The 15,514-nt window shown below is 46.7% G+C and carries 11 protein-coding genes and 2 pseudogenes; 3 read left to right on the top strand and 10 right to left on the bottom strand.

The genetic code is table 11. The annotated features are described in order from the left end of the window. Positions 1-336, top strand: a pseudogene (locus QUA80_RS31410) (hypothetical protein); the annotation flags it as partial. Positions 337-537: 201 nt separating this feature from the next. Here the strand turns inward: QUA80_RS31410 and QUA80_RS31405 are convergent. The 3 genes from QUA80_RS31405 to QUA80_RS31395 form a co-directional block, all read right to left on the bottom strand. Beyond that, a complete protein-coding gene (locus QUA80_RS31405; RefSeq protein WP_333428846.1) occupies positions 538-1,098 on the bottom strand; it encodes a Uma2 family endonuclease in 561 nt (186 codons plus the stop codon). Between the two features lie 324 nt (positions 1,099-1,422). After that, on the bottom strand, positions 1,423-3,699 hold the full coding sequence (locus tag QUA80_RS31400; protein WP_333428845.1) for a tetratricopeptide repeat protein: 2,277 nt from the start codon (positions 3,697-3,699) through the stop codon (positions 1,423-1,425). A 225-nt stretch (positions 3,700-3,924) separates the two neighbouring features. Further along, entirely contained in the window at positions 3,925-4,797 is an 873-nt protein-coding gene (locus QUA80_RS31395; protein ID WP_333428844.1) for a 6-carboxytetrahydropterin synthase, read from the bottom strand. Positions 4,798-5,206: 409 nt separating this feature from the next. Here QUA80_RS31395 and QUA80_RS31390 point away from each other — a divergent pair, with 409 nt between their 5' ends. Continuing rightward, positions 5,207-6,706, top strand: a complete 1,500-nt coding sequence (locus tag QUA80_RS31390) for a cyclic nucleotide-binding domain-containing protein (protein ID WP_333428843.1) — start codon at positions 5,207-5,209, stop codon at positions 6,704-6,706. Between the two features lie 150 nt (positions 6,707-6,856). Here QUA80_RS31390 and QUA80_RS31385 read toward each other — a convergent pair whose 3' ends face one another. The 6 genes from QUA80_RS31385 to QUA80_RS31360 all read right to left on the bottom strand — a co-directional run bounded on the left by QUA80_RS31385 (position 6,857) and on the right by QUA80_RS31360 (position 14,465). After that, positions 6,857-7,537, bottom strand: a complete 681-nt coding sequence (locus QUA80_RS31385; protein ID WP_333428842.1) for a J domain-containing protein — start codon at positions 7,535-7,537, stop codon at positions 6,857-6,859. 439 nt (positions 7,538-7,976) lie between these two features. Beyond that, positions 7,977-8,939 (bottom strand): cysteine synthase A, encoded by a 963-nt coding sequence (gene cysK, locus QUA80_RS31380; RefSeq protein ID WP_333428841.1) that lies wholly within the window; start codon positions 8,937-8,939, stop codon positions 7,977-7,979. Between the two features lie 56 nt (positions 8,940-8,995). Beyond that, positions 8,996-9,436: an Rrf2 family transcriptional regulator gene (locus QUA80_RS31375; protein ID WP_242716025.1), complete on the bottom strand. Its 441-nt coding sequence runs from the start codon at positions 9,434-9,436 to the stop codon at positions 8,996-8,998. Positions 9,437-9,829: 393 nt separating this feature from the next. Further along, on the bottom strand, positions 9,830-12,076 hold the full coding sequence (locus QUA80_RS31370) for an iron uptake porin (protein ID WP_333428840.1): 2,247 nt from the start codon (positions 12,074-12,076) through the stop codon (positions 9,830-9,832). Between the two features lie 292 nt (positions 12,077-12,368). Beyond that, positions 12,369-14,021, bottom strand: a complete 1,653-nt coding sequence (locus tag QUA80_RS31365; RefSeq protein WP_333428839.1) for an HD domain-containing phosphohydrolase — start codon at positions 14,019-14,021, stop codon at positions 12,369-12,371. 159 nt (positions 14,022-14,180) lie between these two features. Continuing rightward, on the bottom strand, positions 14,181-14,465 hold the full coding sequence (locus tag QUA80_RS31360) for a 4a-hydroxytetrahydrobiopterin dehydratase (RefSeq protein WP_333428838.1): 285 nt from the start codon (positions 14,463-14,465) through the stop codon (positions 14,181-14,183). A 339-nt stretch (positions 14,466-14,804) separates the two neighbouring features. Here QUA80_RS31360 and QUA80_RS31355 point away from each other — a divergent pair, with 339 nt between their 5' ends. Then, positions 14,805-15,317 (top strand): hypothetical protein, encoded by a 513-nt coding sequence (locus QUA80_RS31355; RefSeq protein ID WP_333428837.1) that lies wholly within the window; start codon positions 14,805-14,807, stop codon positions 15,315-15,317. Positions 15,318-15,370: 53 nt separating this feature from the next. Here QUA80_RS31355 and QUA80_RS31350 read toward each other — a convergent pair. Further along, a pseudogene (locus QUA80_RS31350) lies at positions 15,371-15,514 on the bottom strand (photosystem II D2 protein (photosystem q(a) protein)); the annotation flags it as partial.

Below are 15,514 nucleotides of genomic sequence, written 5' to 3'. Positions count from 1 at the left end.
CTCACCCTTGTCTCGGGTGATTCACTTTTACCCCCTCAATCCGACTATGTGCCAGTTTGGGGTGCGGAATGTGGGCATAAAGGTCTTGGTAACAAAGCTTTTAAACCTCAAAAAGTATTGATACCTACTTACTTTGAAGCTGTAATGGTGGTTATTGCCCGCAGGTTAGAACAAGGCAAAATCAATAATCTCGAACAACTGGGAGAACGCTATAAATTACTTATAGAAGATGAGAATTTCAGTGGAGTTGCTCAAAAAATACGTAATCTTACTAGCGCAGATAATGTTAGGCATAGGTTAAAATTTGCGTCCAATTATTTAGGAAATTTGGAATAGTAAGTGTTGCATAAAAGTAGCGTTAATTATGATTATAGATTCCTGTGTTTCAGCTCTAACCTCTCGCTATCAATTAGCCACAAATTCTCTATAAGTGCAAGACAGCACTTGATTGCCCACCTAATAGAACTTGCGCTGATTTCGGCTGTTAAATATATTGTAAGGTAAGATAGCAGTATGTTTACGAGTGGCGCGATCGCCCTAACCCAATATAAAATCAACGCTCACTTCTAAATCGGGAAAAGCCAGCGGCGCAACTTGTTGACCGCGCCAAAACTTGAGCATTAAACTATAGCCGTTCGGGCCGGGCTGACGGTAAACTTCCAAACAATTTTCAACTAAATCTACCAGCCAAACTTCCTGAATGAGCGATCGCGCGTAAATCGATACTTTCACATCTCTGTCATAATCAACCGTACTATCTGAAACTTCAACTAGCAGCAAAACTTCAGACGGTACTGGATGGGCTGTCGCGTAGTAGTCAGCGCGAGGTTCCAACAATACAACATCCGGTTGAGGTTCAGTGCGCTCAGTCAACTGGATAGGGTCTTGGACACCCAAAATAGCAAGATTTTGTGGAATCACGCTAAAACTGCGGATCAGTCGTCGCACACAACTTGCATGACGAGTTCCAATTGCAGCCATTTTAACAATCTCTCCTTCAATCAATTCCACCCGATCGCCCTCGGAGAGAATACCAGCCTCAGTCATCAAATGATATTCTTTTACTGTAAACAACCGTTTTTGAAGCTGAACAGACATATAACTATTCTCCTTGTTTGCAGCTTACCTAAATTTACCATAAAAAAACCGCCCCAAACAGAGCGGCAAAAAAATATTTTTTTTGACGATATACCTCATATAAAAAGCATTTTAATTCCAGCTATTAAGTTTGCTCAAAACTAGAAAATAACTGTTTATATGGTTCATGTTCAACCATTTATAGAGCTAAATTTGATTGGCGCTGCCAAAGTGTATCTCGATATACAGGCAACATATTCTCATCATTTATCAACTTACAAATAGGGTTAGCCTCCCGATTTTACTGACACTTATGAATTTTTAACAACCGGATTTCCCGTGAATTTAAGTCTCTTTTTCCCCGGAATCAACTTTGTCTGTATCCTGCTTTAATTCTGATACAATTGCGCCGCGATCGCGCCAAGCTTCGGCATTTTCTGGTTTGATGGCAATAGCTCGATCGTAAGCTGCCATTGCTTCCTCATACCGCTTTAATGCTGACAAAGCTATCCCCACATGACGCCAAGCATCGTAGGAGTCAGGCTTAATAGCAATCGCTTTCTCATAAGCTGCGATCGCTTCTTCATTGCGCTGCAATTTTGCCAAAGATTCCCCTTTGGCAAACCAAGCTTCGTAGCACTCCGGATTCAGGGTAATTGCTGATTCGTAAGATGCAATTGCTGCTTCGTGCTGCGACAGTTTATCGAAAGCTGCACCTCGGTTGTGCCACACTTCAAAATCCTGCGGTTTGATGGCTATTGCTTTGTCGTAGGATTCGATCGATTCTTGATATCGCTGCAATTTTCCGAGTACAGCGGCTCTATTGTACCAAACTTCGTATTTATCCGGCCGGATGCAGATCGCCCGATCGTAAGAATCAATAGCATCGCTGTAGCGAAGCAGTCTCCACAGCATATTGCCTCGATTGTACCAAGTTTCGTATCTGTTGGGATTGAAAGCCAGAGCGCGATCGTAAGATTCGACTGCTGCTGCGTACTGCTGTACTTTGGCCAGCATCGCGCCTCGGTTGTGCCAAATTTCGCTGTCTGTTGCTTTGATAGCGAGGGCGCGATCGTAACTGGCGATCGCTTCTTCGTAATGCTGCAATTTAGCCAACAAAGCCGCTATACTGTGCCAACAACCGTATTTTCGGGATTCGCTCGAACTGGCTCGCTCGTAACAGGCGATCGCCTCTTCGTACCTGTGCAATTTGCCTAGCAAATGCGCTTTATTATACCACAATTCGTAGTTATCTGGTTTAATCGAGATTGCTTGGTCGTAACAGGCGAGTGCTTCTTCCGGGCGCTGCAATCTGATTAACACATTTCCGCGCCAATACCAAGCCTCATCCAAATTTTTATTAGCTAAAACAGCTTTTTCCAAGCAGACTAATGCCTCATCATAATTGCCTTGAAAATAAAGCCCTTCGGCTTGCTTGATATAATCGTCAGCAATCAAATTTTCGTCGCTAGCAGGTGGAGTTTGCGAATTTGGGGAATTGTTTAATGCCGGTTGAGGTGCGCTTTTGAGAGCTTCTTTGGCAACAACTGCGGGAACTTGGGAAATTTCTCGAACAATTTGAGATTTTTTCTCGTCAACTTCTTTCAGCAAAACTTGCAGGTGCATGATAAATTGAGATTTGAGAGTCTCAATTTGCTCGACCGAAGATTTGGAAAGTTCAGTTTCTCTAGTTAAAAAATCAATGGATTGTTTAGCTGCACCTATTTGCGCTTCTAATTCATCCCTCAACTTTTGAGTCAGTTGGCTGGAATTTATCAGTTCCGATTCCAATACACCAATGCCCTGCAATCTTTTATTGGCATCAGCAACCAAGTGTTTGATTACCAGCCGTCGCATCATCCAAAAAAAGGCAATTGTCACTGGTGGAAATACAGTACCGAGAATTAGCAAAATATTGAGCAGAGTTATGGTAGTATTAAAACCGTATCCAGATTCATCACTGCCACTAGACGGGGAGATAAAAGCTAAAACCTCGCGAACTTGAGGATTGCTTTCAACCCCGGTTTGGATTAATTTAGCCAGCCAGGTTTCTTGTAAAGATTTTGTTAGTTCATCGCCGGATATAGCAGCAGTATTCGCCTTGGTTTTTGCACCAGCAGATGAATCGGGTTGAGCGGCCGCTACCAGCAAACCTGTCGGCGATTGTACAGCAATTCGCGGGGAAAATTGTTCGTGGGCGATCGTCTCAGGCTCGCTAATTGACTCAGCCCGACGCGATGCGGTAGTATTTGAGGAAAATTGTTCGTGGGCGATCGTCTCAGACTCGCTAATTGACTCAGCCCGACGCGATGCAGTAGTATTTGAGGAAAATTGTTCGTGGGCGATCGTCTCAGGCTCGCTAATTGACTCAGCCCGACGCGATTCAGTATTATTTACCGCATCAACAAAGTTGCTAGCCTGCGGTGTCTGAGGAGAAATAGGATGTGCAGCAGGATTGGCGCTAGTATTAGCAGTTAAATTGTGGGATGCGAGGGCAGCCAGAGTCAAGAGAGCTACATTTGAGACGCGCATAAACGTCAACTCATTTAGGAGAAATTGGTGCTTGGTTGTCAGCGATCGGGCGATCGACCTCATACTCTCAGCAGTTAAAATAGCTGACATGAGGAATGCTGACTTACTATCTCCAAAATACGCGCGGAGTCTGACTTTTCAGGAAAACTGCCAGTAATTACGGCTGGGGAACTTTGGTGAAAGAATATATTCTCGCACCTAATCCGGTTGAATGACCCTCGGAATCATCATGAGGCGGGTAGGGGTGGCTTCACCAATCTGCAGAATTAGCCAACTATCCGGGTGAACCCGCCCCAACCTACCCGATTTTTAACTCTAAACCGCAGCTAAAACCGCTTCCGGCTGCTGACTTTGTGCTACCACTTCCTCTAAATCAGCGCCGTAAATTTCACAGCTATTATTCGGACTTTCAATCAGCTTAATTTTGTGCAACTCTGCGCCCAATTCCCGAACGGGCGATCGCAACAATTGCCCGATCCGAACAGCAATATTCTCCGCAGTCGGCACAACGTTCTCAAAATAAGCAATATCCTTATTCAAAAAAGTGTGATCGAAGGGTTCAACAACATAATCGTCAACGGCTTTTTGCAAAGCTCCCAAATCAGCAATCATGCCGGTCCGCGCATCAATTTCCCCTTTAACAGTCACCTCTAAATGATAATTGTGACCGTGACCGTTGGGACGAGCACATTTGCCGTAAATTTCCGAGTTTTCTTCAAAGCTCAAATCGGGACGAGCCAACCGATGGGCGGCGCTAAAATGAGTGGACAAAGTTAGATAAGCTTCCATTCCGTTTCCTAAATATTCAGCCCAAAGTTCGGGATGTTCAAACAATTGAATTTTACTTACAGGTAAATGAGGGGCTAGCCGCAGCCAAATTTGCCGTGCTATGTTTTCGGTAGTTGGCAGAGTCTGCTCAAATTCCGGCCACGCTTCGTTGAGAAAGGAAAAATCGAGATCCTTGATAATTTCCCGCTTGATGACGTGCTTGACATCAGACAGGTTGAGCACCATGCCGTACTCGTCGAGTTCGCCTATCATGGAAACGTAAAGGACGTAATTGTGTCCGTGTCCGGGTGCGCGGGCAGTTGGGCCAAACCGCTCAAAGTTCTCGGCTTCGCTTAACTCCGGCAGCCAGTACCGGTGACTCGCCGAAAACTGTGCCCGACGATTGATGATGCACTGCATAAAAGTCAATTAGGGTAAGCTTGTTAAGTTCTGTAAAGGACTCGCTTCTTAAGGATAAACTAATTTTTGCTGGAATTTTTCGATTATTTGAGGGTGCTGTAAATGAATTTCTACCAATTTTGCAGATATTGGCCACAAGTCGCTATTCGATCGAGCCGCCAGGTCCATTTTACGCCACAACACAGATATCGGGCCGAAAATATCGCTACAAAACAGTTTCTCGCCATCAGTTGCTAACCCATCAGTTACGAGTCTTTGAGATAGTGCCACTGACCCGCACCTGTAACAGCGCGCGCCCGGAATTTCGACTTTTTAGTCTTGACCCTGCCATCGTTAGCAGTTTGCGGTTCAGTTGCTGCCAAAACTAATCACTCCTTACCAATCACCAATTACCCATTACCAAATATTAATGAATTCGATTACTGCAGGAGCCGATCGCTTTTTTGAACATTTCTCTGGCGCGATAACAACCCCCCTCTTCTATATCGGGGACGCTCATCTGTCCATCAGCGCGATCGTTAAACTGATAATTTTAGCTATATTTGCCTTGATTGTAGCTAAGATTATCAGCGAAGGAATCAAGCGCAGCGTGCTAGTTCGGATGGGATTGGATCGCGGCAGTCGAGAAGCAATTTCCACCATCATTAGCTATATTTTAGCAAGTATTGGCTGTATATTCGTCCTGCAAAGTGCCGGCATCAACCTCACTTCTCTCACCGTCTTGGCTGGGGTTGTCGGCATTGGTTTTGGCTTCGGCTTGCAAAATCTCGCCAGCAACTTTATCAGCGGTCTCACCCTGCTATTCGAGCACCACATTAGAGTCGGAGACTTTATTGAAATAGACAAGTTCTTAGGAACAGTAGAAACAATTTCGATCCGCTCTACTATCATTAAAACTATTGACGGTCTATTTGTAATTATACCAAATATTAAATTTGTCGAAACTAACATTATTAACTGGAGTTACAAAGACGCTAGATGCCGCATCCACATCCCCGTCGGTGTTGCTTACGGATCGGACCCAGTAATAGTTACGGAAGCACTGTTAATTGCGGCGCGGATGGAATCGAATGTCTTGTCCCATCCTTCTCCTAAAGTATGGTTTCGCGGTTTTGGAGATAACGCTTTAAATTTTGAACTTTTAGTTTGGATTGACCAGCCGCAGGAAAGCGATGCTATTAAAAGCGCGGTCAATTTTTTAATAGATTACGAATTGCGCCACCGAAATATCGAAATTCCCTTTCCCCAGCGGGATTTGTGGCTGCGAAACCCGCAAGAGTTAACTAAACTTTTTCACCCTAACAAAGACGATAATTCCAACGGCAAAGTTTTTCCGCAGAATGCTAAACCTTCAGCCGACATCAAATCTAATCCCCCCGTTTCTGAACATAAAAATCCAGCGCCTAAATCCCCAAATAATTGGACGCTGCGAGATTTGTTGCGGCGAGTAACTTATTTTGAACAGTGTACGGATTTAGAACTGCGACAGTTAATTGAATACGGCTACCGACAACTGTTTCCAGCGGGACAAGTTGTATGTAAAGAAAATGACCCTGGCGATTCTTTTTATATTATTCTTTCGGGTACTGTGGAAGTTCTTTCTCAAAAAGCCGATCAGTATATTGCTACGCTTCACGAGGGCGAGTTTTTTGGGGAAATATCTTTGCTTTTGGGAACTCCGAGAACCGCGACTGTTAAAACTAGCGAAGATGCAATTTTGTTTGTGGTGGAACGCCACGATTTGCAAAAACTTTTAAGAGAACAACCCAATTTAGCCGATCAGATTGCTCAAAAATTGTCGGAACGCCAGCAAGCTTTGAGAGATTTGGGATTGTTAGATGGCGACTCTCTGGGACAAACTCCTTTTATTAAAATTCGCAAGCGAATTCAAGTTCTTTTTGGAATTTGAAAGAAGGAAGAAGGCAGAAGGAAGAGGGAAGAAGGAAGAGGGAAGAAGGAAGAGGGAAGAAGGAAGAGGGAAGAAGGCCCTTCGGCTTCGCTCAGGGTGAAAATAGGGAAGAAGGAAGAGGGAATAGGGAATAGGGAACAATCTGCTTTTTTAACTTTTAAATTTTAATTCATCCTGTGCTTCCCGCCGCAGTCTAGCGGCAATTCTAAACAGTTCTTGACCGGTGTGCAAGTGGCGATCGTCATAATTGAGGGTAAATAAATACAATTCTTCTATGCCGTCTCCGACTTGATTGATACAGTAGTAAAGATGGGCCGCCACTCCGGCTACATTAGATGGATTGGGCATCGATCTAAGAAAGTTATGAGCTTTTTTGAGAAAGTCGCGGCTGGTTTCGATATAAATTTGAAACTTTTCTATCAGTTCGTCATCAAACGGATCTGCTGACAATTCGTCTATTTCTTTCTTAAGCGGCTTCAAGATGCTGTTGAGCATTTTATTGACTGGTTTGTATACTTTAATCAGCCACTGTTCCATTTGTTCGTCGGCGTCCCTTGCTGTTTGTTGTTGCTGGCGGCTGACGTTTGGTGCACAGGGTGATTGAGGTTCGTTTTGCTGGGAAAGTTGGCGATCGTATGATTGTCTGTGCTGGGCATCTCCTAATATTTCATAGGCTGCATTGAGGCGGACAATCTCTTCGTGACCGGCTGTGGAACTCTGGCTGTCTGGATGAAATAATTTGACTAAACGGCGGTATGCTTGTTTAATCTCCGCTTGTGTTGCTGTTGGGCTAATTTTTAGGGTTTTGTAGTGATTGATAACTGAAGACACGCTGTTATTTCCTTGAAATCTGAATAATCTGCGAAAAAGTGCTTGACAAAAATATCATTTTTTGCTAAAATTTTAAGTATTTATATGATATAAATGTCAAAGATTGTAAGTAAAAAACCTCTGTTTTCAACTTATCATAAATCTATTTTAGAAAAACATTGAGGCTTTGGAAGTGGTAAGCCGATCGACATTGGGAACTCCTATAGCCCTCATCCCAGCAATTGTTACCTGCTTCCTTCCCGACAAGACAGCTTACCGATCGCGAAGTTAACGCGCCGAAAGCGGTTCGTTCAAAAAAAATCCCCTTGAGAAATTCGGCATCGATCGCGATCGAGGCAGCTACAATCTATCGCAATTCTTTAAGCTAAAAAGCCAAGCCAAGCAGGGCGTACAGTGTACGCCCTGCTGTGAGTTTCTGCGACTTTGGTCGGAGGCTAGCCTAGTTGAGGGCCATCGCCAGATTGAGTTCTGGATCTTGGAACAAGGGAGTGCTGAGATAGCGTTCGCCGAAGCTAGGCTGAATCATCACAATCAATTTCCCTGCATTTTCCGGGCGCTGGCCGACTTTCACTGCCGCACATAGTGCCGCACCGCTGGAAATACCGGACAAAAGTCCTTCTTCTCTGGCCAAGCGGCGGCCGTAGGCGATCGCCTCGTCATCGGTAACAACTATAATTTCGTCGATCGAATCCACATTCAGCACCGGTGGTACAAAACCAGCACCGATACCTTGAATTTTGTGAGGCCCAGGCTTTCCGCCCGACAGTATCTGACTATTGGCCGGCTCAACGGCGATCGCCTTAAACTCGGGTTTCCGCGACTTAATCACCTCTGCGACACCCGTAATCGTACCGCCAGTGCCGACTCCAGAAATCAGGAAATCCACCTCGCCGTCTGTATCTTCCCAAATTTCCTCAGCCGTTGTCGAACGGTGAACCTGGGGGTTTGCTGGATTCCGAAACTGCTGCAACATATAGGCATTGGGAGTTTTGTCCACAATCTCTTGAGCGCGGCGGATGCAGCCACTCATGCCCTCAATTCCGGGAGTCAGTTCTAGTTGGGCCCCGTAAGCTCGCAGCATCGATCGGCGTTCTGTGCTCATCGTATCCGGCATGGTCAAAATCAACTGGTAGCCCTTAGCCGCTGCCACCATTGCCAGAGCAATTCCGGTATTGCCAGAAGTCGGTTCCACTAAAACCGTTTTGCCTGGACTAATCAGCCCTTCGGCCTCTGCTTGATTGACCATATTGACACCGATGCGGTCTTTCACCGATGCTGCCGGATTCATGCCTTCGAGTTTTACCACAATCCGAGCCAAGCAGCCTTCGGCTTGGGGAATGCGGTTGAGTTGCACCAGAGGCGTCCGCCCTACCAATTCTGTAATGTCGCCAGCAATACGCATAATCTTTGTCAGTTTGTGGTTGAAAGTAAATCTTAATTCCTAGTTGGCAATACTAACTAGATGTAATACATGATATCGAGCTGCCGTCTGCCATTGCGCTTTTCGCACAAATCCTGTAGCGTGTATTTTTGCAACACCGAGTTGGCAATCGATCGAGCTTCTTGCCAAACTTCCCAAATCACCGCACTTTCTACAGTTTGAGCAGGCGAGTCTTTTTCAGAGCGATCGAACTCTGAGCCTTCGAGACAGTTGATAATTTCTAGGAGTGTAATTTTCCAGGGTTCCCTCGCCAAGATATAACCTCCCTTGGCTCCTCGCTGGCTGCGAATCAGCCCGCAGCGTCTCATAGTAGCGAGCAACTGCTCTAAATATCGATCGGGAATATTTTGCTGAGCCGCTATCTGGCGAATTTGCAGAGGCTCGCCTTCTTCGTAGCAATCGGCAAGCTCCAGCAAAGCTAAGATTGCGTATTCGCTTTTACAGGAGAGTTCTACCATAATTGCTTCCAATACCAGAATTATCAACTCCGAAGTCAGATCTTAAAATTCTCCTCAATGTTGAGTTCCAAACTCTAACTCCTAACTTTACCTTTTATTATACCCCGGTTTTCCACTGAACTTAATCGACTTTCATCACTTCATCCTTGGAACGATCAGCAATCTGAACCCAACCAACCCAGCTTCTCGTTTCGACTCCCTCCGCTTCCACCACTGTCTTACCTCAAGAAATTGGTTGTCTGCCTTTATGACTGATAATTTTTAATTTTTAATATATTCTTGGCGCACCCTTCGTCCCGCCAACAAAAAAGCCCTGCGCTAGGCAGGGCTAAACTTGGCCTTTAGAGTGGCCAGCAGAGAGGGTATAACCTCCCTGCCTCCTCTAACCCGCTCTTAGAACGTGAAAGTAGTTCTCAGAGTACCAATGATGATGTCATCATTACGGTCATCTTGATTGGGATTAGTTACCCAAATCACGCCCGGAGTAACAGAAATGTTGTCCGAGAGCTGAAACTTGTAAAACCCTTCAACGTGATACGAATCATCGTTGCGGAAGCTCCGCAAACTGCTTGCAGCTTCAAGTTTATCCAAGTAAGGCTCGCGACCTACCACAATCCCCAGCAAGTTGCCTTCTTTCCCTAAATCGGGCAAAGCCAAAGTGACAGCGTAGTTCCAAATTCTCGCATCACCGGTGCCGATGATCCGAGCATTGGTTAAACCAGCCCAGCCGCCAAGGATAAACCTCGGGCTCAGCCGCAACGAAGCCTGAGCGCCGTAGGAGTTGCTAACAACTTTGCGAGCGTTAGGGCCTTCAGTCAAACCGTTGATGGAATTAGCCACGCCGGTACCGGTGAAACCGCCGGCGACGCTGGCCCCGAAACCGTTGTCAAACCCAAAGTTACCTCGGTTAAAGTAACCATGGTTGTAGTTGAAAGCAACTTGCAAGTTGCGTCCGGGGGTAAAAGTCAACTGACCCATCGCCGTGTAGTCGCCGTTCGTCAAGCCTGCACCCCTAGCCGGACTCGCTGCATTTGACGCCAAATAACCAAATGACAGAGAAGTCGGGCCGAACACGCCGCCCAGCAAGCCCCTGCCACCGAAGGCATAGTCAAAGCCGATACCTGCACCGCCACCTAAACGATAAATCGGGTTCCGCTGTCCAAAGGCGCTCAATGACCCGTTGCCGCCGTCAAAGTCTTCAAAATAAGGGTTGACAGTCGGGATAAAGTCGTCCCAAACGACATTGTTGGCTGCAAGGGTAACGTTCAGTCGCGGACCGACGGGGAACTTGTACAGCAAGGTGTCTAGCGCAACAACGTTGTCGGTTCTGGCGAGAACATTCCAAGTTTGAGTGCCTTCGCTGGTAGCCCCAAGATTGAAGTTTTGGCCGTTGCCGACTTGAAGCCTGGTCAGCAACAAGTCTCTGCCGGTGAAGCTCGTATTTAAATTGAGACGCACCCGCTGTTGGAAGACAGCTTCGTTATTGTTGCTGCCGACTCTTCTTTCGTCTCGACCAAACAACCCAACGTTGCCGCCAAAGTCGTCACTGAGGGCAAAAATGGCTTCCCCAGTCAGCTTGGTAGTAGTTGAGAATTGGTTGGCTTCGAGTTCGGCTGTCCGAGCTTCCAAAGCATCGACGCGGCCGCGCAGGGTTGCCAGTTCCGCTGCAAATTCTTCTTGGAGCCGTTGGAGGGCTGCCAAGTCTTCTTTGGTGGCGAAGTTGCCAGTGCCGCCTCTAATTAGCTCGCTAACCTTGTCTAAGCAAGCATTTAAACCGGCTGCGAATTCGTAGCGGGTCATGGCGCGGTTGCCGCGGAAGGTGCCGTCGGGATACCCGGCAATACAACCGTAGCGCTCGACTAGGGATTGCAGTGCTTGGAATGCCCAGTCTGTGGGCCGCACGTCGGAAAGTTGAGATACTGAGGTAACTTGACCTTGAGTTTCGCCGCCGGCAGCACCTTCGCTGCTGTACTCGTTGAGCTGTTCTAATGTGGCGGCTGGGTTTTGCTCTTGTGGTGTGGCAGTTTGGGCTAAAGATTCAGCCGGTTGTGGCAAACTTTGTTCTGCCGACTCTGCCACTACGGGGGCTGGAGTTTCTAATTGAACTGCACCGATTTGCTCTGGGAGAGCGGTAGCTGCCGGGGCTGGAATTTCTAGTTGGGCTGCCGCGGCAGAATTTTCTACTGGTTGAGCGACTGTTTGCTCAACTGCGGCTAAAGATTCACTTGTAGGTTGTGATGCCGCTTGGGGATTTGCCTCAGCAGGGGCTGTGTTGGCTCCGACGATCGCACTTTCAGGTGCAGCCGTGGCTACATCTGCCATCGCTGCCTGGGTTTCGTTGCCAGCGACTTGGGAAATTTCTTCTACTGGCTCGGAGGCTGCAGTTGTTTCGGAAACAGCAGCTAAAGCATTTAGTTTCGCTTCGGAGGTTTCAGCGGAGGCTGCAGTTGTTTCGGAAACAGCAGCTAAAGCATTTAGTTTCGCTTCGGAGGTTTCAGCGGTTTCAGCTTTGGCGACAGCGGGATTGACCGCATCAGCAGCCTGCTGAGCGTCTGCTGCCATCGCGCTCGAAGAAACTACTAGGGTAGCTCCTAAGACTGCTGGGCTGATTAGTAAGTAACTCCACAAAAATTTCGACATATTCACTCTCATCCTCACACCGATTACAGAGAAACTTTTCTAGTCTTCTATGTGGTCAGTCGTTGCTCAACTAGCATACTCTAAAAAGAGACCTAAAATTCACTTTTTCTTTGGATTCTTTTGGGCTGACCGAGTATATAGATGTGACTGACGGCTGCATAAAGCCTGTTTTTAAACCTTTACTCAACGGCGTCAAAACCATACCCAGCTTGGGCTGTGGATTGATTTGACTGCTGACACTAGACAGCACCCGATTGCCTATTTACTTTTTAGCACAGCACGCCCGACTCGTCTAGGCTGATTCGACTTTAACATCCAAGCTGTGTCCGAGAACGCTAAAGACTTGGCGGTGATCGAACAGTTCTAACAAATCGGCGTTTATTTTATTGTGAGCAGCTTCTTGCCGCAAAATTTTCATCGCTGCCTCTGTTCGCAGAGCTCGCTTGTAGGGTCGATCGCCTGCTGTCAGGGCGTCGTAAATATCGGCGATCGTCATCAATTGCGCTTGAATTGGAATTTCGGACTTGTTTAGGCCTTGCGGATAGCCTGTGCCGTCGAGTTTTTCGTGATGTCCGTAGGCAATGTCTGGAACATTTTTTAAATCCTTTGTCCAAGGAATTTGTTTCAGAAACTCGTAAGTGTGAGTTACGTGAAATTCTATTGCCGATCGTTCTTCCGGCGTCAGGTTGCCCCTCGACACCATCAATTGCAAGATCTCGTCTGGGTTCAGCAGGGGTTTCTTTGCCCCATCTATATCTCTGTAAGTTTGTCGAGAAATCTCTCGCAGTTGAGCTAGGGGTTCTGCTGCCAAAATGTGAGGCTCGTTTGCCTCTAGCAGCACTTCCCAGTATTCTGCTAATCTGGTTTTCGCCTCTGCTAGCTTAGTGTCTAGCTGTTCGATTTCCTGGCATTGAGCGCACTCTGGCTCCTGGCTCGGGTGTTTTCGGTAGGCCGAATGCTCCAGCAAGTATTTATATTTAGACTGGACGCATTCCATTTCCATCGTCCGCTGAGCTAAGCCAAAGCGGTGGCGAATGATTTCTAGCTGTGCGGGGTAGAGCTTTTTCTGTTTGGTCAAAACTGCTTCGGGGACTCCTATTTTGCCAAAATCGTGCAGCAGGGCGGCGTAGCGAAGTTCTTGAATTTGGCGGTTGTTAAAGTAAATAGAGCGCAGTCCTCCGCTGCTGACGGTGTTTACTTCTTCTGACAGGCGTACTGTGAGGGCTGCTACTCGTTCTGAATGGCCGTAGGTACAGGGGTCTCTGGCTTCTATGACTTGCACCGAGGCTTTGACGAAGCCCTCGAACAAATGTTCTATGCTTTCTTGGAGTTGATTGCGCTCGATCGAGATTGCTGCTTGAGAAGCGAGCGATCGAACTATCCTTTCTTCCCACTCCGAATACTGCTGCGTCGATTCCCAGGCATTCTCGGCAGTCAGCACCGCATCTGCTTTTGTTTTGCGGTTGATCAGTTGCAGTACGCCTATTGTCTCGCCCTGTCGGTTTTGCATCGGCAGCACCATTACCGAGCAAGTGCGGTAATTAATATCCCTGTCAAAACTGGTATCTAGCTGGTAGGGTACGCCCGGGGGTAAGTCGTAGGCATCCGACAGGTTCAAACTTTGACCTGTAATTGCCACGTATCCCGCCAAACTTTTGTCTGTCAGCGGCAGAGCAAACTCCTTAAACGACAGTCTGGGTTGAGAAGCGTTTTGGGCTACCTTGAATAGCAGCTTAGATGTTTCGTCGCTGTGATCTACTAAGTAAACGCTGCCAGCATCGCTGTAGGTAATTTCCCTACTTTTGGATAAAATTAAGTTTAACAAGTCGCCCAAATCTTGGGCGCTCGACAGAGCCGCGCCAATATCTAAAAGCTTTTCTATCAGATCGGTTTTTTCTGCTGCTGCAGACTCGTTCTTGAACTCTGGCTTTTCAAATACGATCATGGTCGGATGATGGGGAATAGCCTTTTATACATTGAACTTTTGGCCTCTCTACTTTTTCACAACCGATTTTAACCCCAAGTCGATTTTTTATTTGCGAGCTTTCCGCGATCGGGGACTGTGGCTAGATGGAGAGCTCTTGTTGGGTCAACTGGCACTCTTTCAATCTTCTAGCGCAGAAATCTCTTGGGCTAGCGCAAAGTCTTTCTCAGTTAAGCCTCCGGCATCGTGGGTTGTCAAGTTAACTGTAACTTTGTTATAGGAGATTTCTATGTCGGGGTGATGTCCTGCGGCTTCTGACGGGGCGACCAACTTATTCACAAAGGCGATCGCTTCGATAAAATCTTTAAATGAACGGGTACACCGCAGTTGTTTGCCTTCAACCGTCCAGCCTGACAATTGAGTGGCGCGCTCTTGAATTTCAGTACCGTTAAGTAGGTCAGCCATAATTTCTTTTACTTTGGGATTAGCAATGGCAGATTCACAGCCCACCTGCGGAAAATCCTACCAAAAACTATCCGCTCTCACCAATAGTGTTGAGGCTCAAGTTTTAATACTCAAGATTTAACACTATTTGAGGTGAGAGCGGTCTAGCGGGTCTTCAGATTAGAACCTGACTGCCGGGAGAATCCCTAGCTCAGCCTGGTTCCCCGTGGAAGTCGTTTCCCGTTGGAAACGACGGCTGACTGCTAGTGAGCGGCCCCGGCGCACAGCCGGTAGTTTCCAATCTGATGACCCATGCGTTTACTACTTTCTATCATGGGCATCACCTCCAGGTTTAGCTAAATGGCTTCATATTTGAACGCACATCACCTAAATACAAGATTTGAGGTGATGATTTGTGCGCTAGTCATTGCCAGCGTTACCAGAAGAACTTGCGTTGTGAGTATCGTTCTAGTATTCACGATTATTAGAATAACACAAGGAATTAGAAGTGGGGGGATGCAAAGTGAGATTTTTGCAATAGGAGGGCAAATTACTGCCGCAGCCAGGTTTTCGATCGATCTCTACAGCAATCGGGCGATCGCAGTTTCAGCCATTTGTCTGTATTTTATTCAAAATCCGGGCTGTGCTGTTATCAGGTGCATTGCAACTCTGGCGGCGGGGAAAGGCCACTCGATTTCTTGCCAGATAGGAGAGTCCACCAGATATAAAAAAAAACAGGTTGTTCTAGCTACAGGCAAAGTTGGTTTTTGTACAAAATCAACTTTGTTTAGGGCGCTAATTCGATCGAATCCTGGAAACAAAAAGCTCCTGCCTGGTGGCGGGAGCTTTTTAAGCATTAAGGGTAAAGCCTAAACAGCTTTATCTTACCCTTTTAAAATGTTGGAAATTTTGATATTTCGCGCTGATTACAGAGCGTTACCGCGAGGCAGAACTTCTTCAGGGAAGATGAAGTTTTCGTGGGGTTGGTCAGTCGGAGCCATCCAAGCACGAATGCCTTCGTTAAGCAGAATGTTCTTAGTGTAGAACGTTTCAAACTCAGGATCTTCAGC

It is taken from the genome of Microcoleus sp. F4-D5 (assembly GCF_036704885.1).
Classification (GTDB): Bacteria; Cyanobacteriota; Cyanobacteriia; order Cyanobacteriales; family Microcoleaceae; genus Microcoleus.
Note: the sequence above shows the minus strand (reverse complement) of the source record. Positions and strands in the feature narration are given on the sequence as shown.

Bases quoted from the DNA above. Each gene is read 5' to 3' on its own strand.
- QUA80_RS31365 (WP_333428839.1), bottom strand. From the start codon at position 14,021: ATGATCGTATTTGAAAAGCCAGAGTTCAAGAACGAGTCTGCAGCAGCA.
- cysK (WP_333428841.1), bottom strand. From the start codon at position 8,939: ATGCGTATTGCTGGCGACATTACAGAATTGGTAGGGCGGACGCCTCTG.
- QUA80_RS31390 (WP_333428843.1), top strand. From the start codon at position 5,207: ATGAATTCGATTACTGCAGGAGCCGATCGCTTTTTTGAACATTTCTCT.
- QUA80_RS31375 (WP_242716025.1), bottom strand. From the start codon at position 9,436: ATGGTAGAACTCTCCTGTAAAAGCGAATACGCAATCTTAGCTTTGCTG.
- QUA80_RS31370 (WP_333428840.1), bottom strand. From the start codon at position 12,076: ATGTCGAAATTTTTGTGGAGTTACTTACTAATCAGCCCAGCAGTCTTA.
- QUA80_RS31405 (WP_333428846.1), bottom strand. From the start codon at position 1,098: ATGTCTGTTCAGCTTCAAAAACGGTTGTTTACAGTAAAAGAATATCAT.
- QUA80_RS31400 (WP_333428845.1), bottom strand. From the start codon at position 3,699: ATGTCAGCTATTTTAACTGCTGAGAGTATGAGGTCGATCGCCCGATCG.
- QUA80_RS31355 (WP_333428837.1), top strand. From the start codon at position 14,805: ATGGCTTCATATTTGAACGCACATCACCTAAATACAAGATTTGAGGTG.
- QUA80_RS31360 (WP_333428838.1), bottom strand. From the start codon at position 14,465: ATGGCTGACCTACTTAACGGTACTGAAATTCAAGAGCGCGCCACTCAA.
- QUA80_RS31395 (WP_333428844.1), bottom strand. From the start codon at position 4,797: ATGCAGTGCATCATCAATCGTCGGGCACAGTTTTCGGCGAGTCACCGG.